The following is a 6,296-nucleotide window of genomic DNA, read 5'->3' as shown; positions in this document are numbered from 1 at the left end:
GACTACATCGAGCGCTTCTACAACCCGCGCAGACGGCATTCGAAACTGGGCTACATCAGCCCCATGGAGTTCGAGGCCCGCGCTATGCTAGCTTAACCTGCTGTCCACGAAACCGGCAGCAGGCCATCGCCGCCGGCCATCCGCAAGGCCGACTGGACGAGTTGCTCCCGTGGAATTACCAGCCGTCAACCTGAAAACCGGGTGGCCGTCCAACGACGCTTACGTTCAAACTACAGGATCTGGATCCGATCCGGCTCCGCCCGCCCCGAGTTGTTCAGGAATCCGCCTGAGTTTTTATTTCAGTTTTCGCTAAGAAAGGCCCGCTTCGGCGGGCCTTTTTTCATACATACTCCGCGACGGGAGGATTTTTGGCCCGAATTGGGAGAAATTTTACCCCGACGGTCCCATACGCCCGTTGAAAAGAAAGGACTTTCTGGGGCGATCGGGAAGAACTATGATCGCAGGGACACGCAGTGCCTTGTGCAGCGCCTCCCCAGATAATCGGTGCAGCATGTAGTGGATGAGCGCAGCCTGCGTCTTGAACGCATCACCCTGGCTGGAGCGGATGTCCGCAAGTTGGCGTCGTGATAAGTGGCTCGGCTGGATATCCGGCCGACCACGATCCGTTGCCCATGACCAGTTCAAAAGTTCCTGGTGGTCCGAGCCGCTATTCCACCGTCACCGATTTCGCGAGGTTCCGCGGCTGGTCCACGTCGGTACCCTTGGCCACCGCCGTGTGATAGGCCAGAAGCTGGGCGGGCAGCGCATAGAGGATCGGCGCGAATAACTCGGGCACCTCGGGCATCACCAGCGTCTGCCAGACGCCGTGCCCCGCCTCGGCCGCGCCGCGCGCATCGGTCACCAGCAGCACCTTGCCGCCGCGGGCCATCACCTCCTGCATGTTCGACACGGTCTTGTCGAACAGCCGGTCATGGGGGGCCATCACGATCACCGGCACGGTCTTGTCCACCAGCGCGATGGGGCCGTGTTTCAACTCGCCGCTCGCATAGCCCTCGGCGTGGATATAGCTGATTTCCTTGAGCTTCAGCGCGCCCTCAAGGGCCAGCGGATACATCGCGCCGCGGCCCAGGAACAGGACGTCCTTGGCCTCGGACAGCTGGCGGGCGATGGTCTCGACCCGCGGTTCGGTGGCCAGCGCGGCGTTCAGCCGACCGGGCATCGAGCGCAGATCCTCAACATGCCGGGCCAGCCCGACCTCATCCAGCACCCCGCGCTGGCGCGCGGCCTCGAGCGCGACAAGCGCCAGGACGGCCAGCTGGCAGGTGAAGCCCTTGGTCGAGGCCACCGAGATCTCGGCGCCTGCAAGGATCGGCAGCGCGAGGTCGCTTTCCCGCGCGATCGAGCTTTCGGCGACATTGACGACCGAGACGATGCGCTGTGCCTTTCCGGCACAATAGCGCAGCGCGGCAAGCGTGTCGGCGGTTTCGCCCGACTGACTGACGAACACGGCCACCGTGCCTTCGGGGATCGGCGGCTCGCGATAGCGGAATTCCGACGCGATATCGACATCGACGGGCAGGCCCGCCAGTTGCTCGATCCAGTATTTCGCCGTCATGCAGGCCAGATAGGCGGTGCCGCAGGCGACCATCGTCAGGCGGCTGACGCGGGTGAAGTCGATGCCGCCGCCGGGCAGGACGATCTCGCCGCTTTCGCTGATGTAGTGGCGCAGCGCGTCGCCCATCACGCTGGGCTGTTCGGCGATTTCCTTGGCCATAAAATGCTTGTAGCCGGCCTTTTCCACCCGGGTCGCGTCGATCTCTATGGTGCGGATCTTGCGGTTCACGGGACGGCCCTGATCGTCGAAGAACTGGGCGCCCGCGCGGGTAACGATGGCGCGGTCGCCTTCCTCCAGGTAGGTGATCCGGTGCGTCAGCGGCGCCAGCGCGATGGCGTCCGAGCCCACGAACATCTCGCCCTCGCCATGGCCCACGGCCAGCGGGCTGCCCTTGCGGGCGGCGATCATCAGGTCGTTCTCGCCCTCGAACAGGAACAAGAGCGCGAACGCCCCTTCGAGCCGTTCAAGCGTGCGTTCGGCCGCCTCGCGCGGGGCAAGCCCCTGATCGAGGAAGACCTGCGCCAGATGCGCGACCGTCTCGGTGTCGGTGTCGCTTTCGAAGCCTGCGCCCTGCGCCACCAGCTCCTCGCGCAGCGTGCGGAAATTCTCGATGATGCCGTTATGGACAACCGCGACCCGACGCGCGCGGTGAGGATGGGCGTTGGCGACCGTGGGCGCGCCATGAGTTGCCCAGCGGGTGTGCCCGATGCCCGACTTGCCCGCCAGCGGATCATGCACCAGAAGGTCCGAGAGGTTCACCAGCTTGCCCACCGCGCGCCGACGATCCAGCTTGCCCGCGTTGATCGTGGCAATGCCCGCGCTGTCATAGCCGCGGTATTCCAGGCGTCTCAGCGCCTCGACGAGGATGGGGGCGACCTCGTGATCGCCCAGAATGCCGACAATTCCGCACATGAGTTCAATTCCCTTTGCGCCGGGCCTTTTCGGCCCGCAATCTTTCAAACAGTTTCGCCGCCAGCCCCGGCTTGTTGTCCTGCCGCGCCCGACCCAGCGCCAATGCGCCATCCGGCACGTTCGAGGTGATGACCGATCCGCTGGCGGTCATCGCGCCTTCGCCGATGCGGACCGGGGCCACCAGCATCGTGTCGGAACCGATGAAGGCGCGCGCGCCGATCTCGGTATGGTGCTTGAAGACGCCATCGTAATTGCAGGTGACGGTGCCCGCGCCGATATTGGCCTCTGCGCCGACGGTCGCATCGCCGATGTAACTCAGGTGGTTGATCTTGGCGCCCTCGGCCACCAGCGCGTTCTTGACCTCGACGAAATTGCCGACGCGCACGTCTTCGGACAGTTCCGCGCCCGGGCGCAGCCGGGCAAAGGGGCCGACGACCGCGCCGCGGCTGACATGGGCGCCTTCGAGATGGCTGAACGCGCGGATATGGGCGCCGGATTCGACGGTGACGCCGGCGCCGAAGATCACGTTGGGCTCGATCAGGGCATCGCGGCCGATCACGGTGTCATGGGCGAAGAACACGGTTTCCGGCGCGACCAGCGTGACGCCGTTTTCCAGCGCCTCGGCGCGGGCACGGGCCTGGAACGCCGCCTCGGCCCGGGCCAGATCGGCGCGGGAATTGACGCCCAGCGTCTCGGCCTCGTCACAGACCACGATGCCCGCAGAAAGGCCCCGCGCGCGCGCCAGTCCGACGATATCGGTCAGGTAGTACTCGCCCGCGGCATTGTCGTTGCCGACCGCGTCGATCAACTCGAACAACAGCGCGCAATCCGCTGCGATCACGCCGGAATTGCACAGCCCTATGGCCTGTTCCTCCGGGGTTGCGTCCTTGAATTCCACGATCGTGTCCAGCGCGTCGCCCGCCATGACCAGCCGCCCGTACCGGCCCGGATCGGCCGGTTCGAAGCCCAGCACGACAACCGCATGGCGCGCGCGCGCCTCGGCCATCGCCTCAAGCGTTTCGGGCCGGATGAAGGGGGTGTCGCCGTAAAGCACGATGGCATCGCCCGTGAACCCGTCCAGCACCGCGCGCGTCTGTGCCACCGCATGCGCTGTGCCCAGCTGTTCCTGCTGAACGACGACCGCAACATCCGGGTCGATGTCCAGTACCGCAGCGCGCACCGCGTCGGCGCCATGGCCCGCCACGATCACTGTGCGCTCGGGCGCAAGCGCGGCACCGGCCGCCATGGCATGCGCGATCAGCGGCGCGCCCGCCACCTCGTGCAGCACCTTGGGGCGGTCGGACTGCATCCGCGTGCCCTGGCCCGCGGCCAGGATGATCAGGGCTGTCGGCATGGGGCCTCTGCTCTTTCCTTTTGGTTGCATCCCTTTTATCGCGGATGCGTGGGCGCGCAACCGTCGCCCGGATCACTTGGCGTTTCGCTCTGTTTCAGGGCGCGCAACGGGCAGCGGGGGCACATGCGCACGGTCATCTTCGATCTCGACGGCACGCTCGCCGATACCAGCCGCGACCTGATCGACGCGGCGAATGCCTGTTTCGAGGATGTGGGGCTGGGCCTGCCGCTTGACCCGTTGCAGGACGCCACGACCGCCTTTCTGGGCGGGCGGGCGATGCTGCGGCTGGCGTTCCAGCGGCTGGGCGTGGCCGCGCCCGAGGCAGAGGTCGAGGCGCAGTTTCCCGTCTTCCTGGCCCATTACGCGCAGAACCTGGACCGGCATACGCGGATCTATCCCGGCGCCGTCGATGCGGTCGAGCGGCTGCGCAGCGCGGGCTACCGCGTGGGCATCTGCACCAACAAGCCCGAGGCGCTGGCCGAGGATCTGCTGGCGCGGCTGGGGGTGCGGGGCATGTTCGGCTCGCTGGTGGGCGCCGACACGCTGCCCGTGCGCAAGCCCGATCCGGCACCCTATCGCGCCGCGGTGGAACGTGCAGGGGGTGCGGTGCCGCTGTCGATCCTGATCGGCGACAGCGCAACCGACCGCAACACCGCGCGCGCTGCCGGCGTGCCCTGCGTGCTGGTCACCTTCGGCCCGGCCGCGGCTGAGATGCCCGCGCTGGAGCCCGAGGCGCTGTTGGCCGATTATGCCGAGCTGTTCGACCTGGCCGGGCGGCTGATTCCGCAGGCGGTGCCATGACCGACCGGTTCACCGGCAGCTTCACCCAGCAGGAGCCGATCCCCGACGAGGCGAGCGCGGCGGCCGTTGCGGTGATGCGGCATGGGCGGCTGCACCGCTACAACCTTGCCCCCGGCGAGGCGGGCGAGGTGACGGCGCTGGAACAGGACTTCGCGGCCTTCACCGGGGCGCGCTATTGCCTTGCGGTCGCCTCGGGCGGCTATGCGCTGGCCTGCGCGCTGCGGGCCTTGCAGGTCGAACCGGGCGAGGCGGTGCTGACCAATGCCTTCACGCTGGCCCCGGTGCCGGGCGCGATTGCCAGCCTTGGCGCGAGGCCGGTCTTCGTCGAGACGACCGAGGCGCTGACCATCGACCTTGCCCATCTGGAACGGCGGATCGAGGAAACCGACGCGCGGGTGCTGATGCTGTCCCACATGCGCGGCCATCTCTGCGACATGCCCTCGCTGATGGCGCTGTGTGACGGGGCAGGCGTCGCTGTCATCGAGGATTGCGCGCATACGATGGGCGCCGACTGGGCGGGCGTGCCATCGGGGCGGCATGGGGTGATGGGCTGCTATTCGACCCAGACCTACAAGCACATCAATTCGGGCGAGGGCGGGCTGATCGTCACCGACGATGCGGAACTTGCCGCCCGCGCGGTGCTGTTGTCGGGCAGCTACATGCATTTCGACCGCCACGGCGCCGCGCCCTCCGCCGAGGCGTTTGCCCGGCTTCTGGGCGAGGTGCCGAATGTCTCGGGCCGGATGGACAACCTGCGCGCCGCGATCCTGCGCCCGCAACTGGCCCGCCTGCCCGAACAGGTGGCGCGCTGGAACGGGCTTTACCGGGTGATCGAGGCGGGGCTGGCGGATGTGCCGGGGCTTGCGCTGATCGCGCGGCCGCCCGAGGAGGGGTTCGTCGGCTCGTCCTTCCAGTTCCGCCTGCCGGACTGGCCCGCGCCCCGGATCGAGGCGTTCCTGGCCCGCTGTGCCGCCCGGGGGGTCGAGCTGAAATGGTTCGGCGCCGCGCGCCCGCAGGGCTTCACATCGCGCTATGCCCATTGGACCTGGGCCGACCCGGACCCGCTGCCGCGGACCGACCGGGTGCTGGCGGGGCTGATCGACATGCGCCTGCCGCTGACCTTTTCGGAAGACGACTGCGCCCTGATCGCGCGCATCATCCGCGCCGAGGCAGGTGCAATCTGAACAGACCGCGAGGCCCGGGGCAGGGCACTGGACCTTGTGGCCCGCATGCGGCATATGTCGCATAGCACCACGCGGAGGATCCCATGGGCGTGATCGACGACCTTCTGAAATATGTCACCTGGTGGAACGCCGAAACGCTCGGCACGCGCCTGTTCACCGCCCGCCACGGCCAGAAGGTCGGCGAGGACGCACAGGGCAATGTCTTCTACCAGTCGAAGGACGGCACGCGGCGCTGGGTGATCTACAATGGCGAGGTCGAGGCCAGCCGCATTGCGCCGGACTGGCATGGCTGGCTGCACCACACCTATGCCGAGGCCCCGACCGAGAAGCCGCTTCCGCGCAAGTCTTGGGAAAAGCCGCATCAGGAGAATCTGACCGGCACGCCGCTGGCCTACGCCCCGCCGGGGTCGATCCGCAGGCCCGAGCCCGCCCCGCGGCGGGATTACGAGGCGTGGCAACCCGAATAGCA

6 protein-coding genes are annotated in these 6,296 nt (G+C 67.5%); 4 read left to right on the top strand and 2 right to left on the bottom strand.

What is annotated here, in order from left to right:
- Positions 1 to 96, top strand: a 96-nt coding sequence (locus NHN26_RS17570; RefSeq protein ID WP_331429120.1) for an IS3 family transposase, incomplete at its 5' end; no start/stop codon positions are given.
- A gap of 571 nt (positions 97 to 667) precedes the next feature.
- On the opposite strand, the gene glmS is transcribed toward NHN26_RS17570, so the two are convergent.
- The gene (glmS, locus tag NHN26_RS07175) at positions 668 to 2,488 is read right to left on the bottom strand and encodes a glutamine--fructose-6-phosphate transaminase (isomerizing) (RefSeq protein WP_253088815.1); all 1,821 of its coding nucleotides are present in this window, start codon (positions 2,486 to 2,488) and stop codon (positions 668 to 670) included.
- A gap of 4 nt (positions 2,489 to 2,492) precedes the next feature.
- Entirely contained in the window at positions 2,493 to 3,842 is a 1,350-nt protein-coding gene (gene glmU, locus NHN26_RS07170) for a bifunctional UDP-N-acetylglucosamine diphosphorylase/glucosamine-1-phosphate N-acetyltransferase GlmU (RefSeq protein WP_253088814.1), read from the bottom strand.
- A gap of 123 nt (positions 3,843 to 3,965) precedes the next feature.
- Here glmU and NHN26_RS07165 point away from each other — a divergent pair, with 123 nt between their 5' ends.
- The 3 genes from NHN26_RS07165 (at position 3,966) to NHN26_RS07155 (ending at position 6,294) form a co-directional block, all read left to right on the top strand.
- Positions 3,966 to 4,643 (top strand): HAD-IA family hydrolase, encoded by a 678-nt coding sequence (locus tag NHN26_RS07165; RefSeq protein ID WP_253088813.1) that lies wholly within the window; start codon positions 3,966 to 3,968, stop codon positions 4,641 to 4,643.
- Positions 4,640 to 5,827, top strand: coding sequence for a DegT/DnrJ/EryC1/StrS family aminotransferase (locus NHN26_RS07160; protein WP_253088812.1), 1,188 nt, complete (start codon positions 4,640 to 4,642; stop codon positions 5,825 to 5,827). Before NHN26_RS07165 ends, NHN26_RS07160 begins: the two co-directional genes overlap by 4 nt.
- Before the next feature lie 83 nt (positions 5,828 to 5,910).
- A complete protein-coding gene (locus tag NHN26_RS07155; protein WP_253088811.1) occupies positions 5,911 to 6,294 on the top strand; it encodes an NADH:ubiquinone oxidoreductase subunit NDUFA12 in 384 nt (127 codons plus the stop codon).
- Positions 6,295 to 6,296: the final 2 nt, after the last annotated feature.

The organism is Rhodovulum tesquicola (assembly GCF_024128855.1).
Classification (GTDB): Bacteria; Pseudomonadota; Alphaproteobacteria; order Rhodobacterales; family Rhodobacteraceae; genus Rhodovulum; species Rhodovulum tesquicola.
Note: the sequence above shows the minus strand (reverse complement) of the source record. Positions and strands in the feature narration are given on the sequence as shown.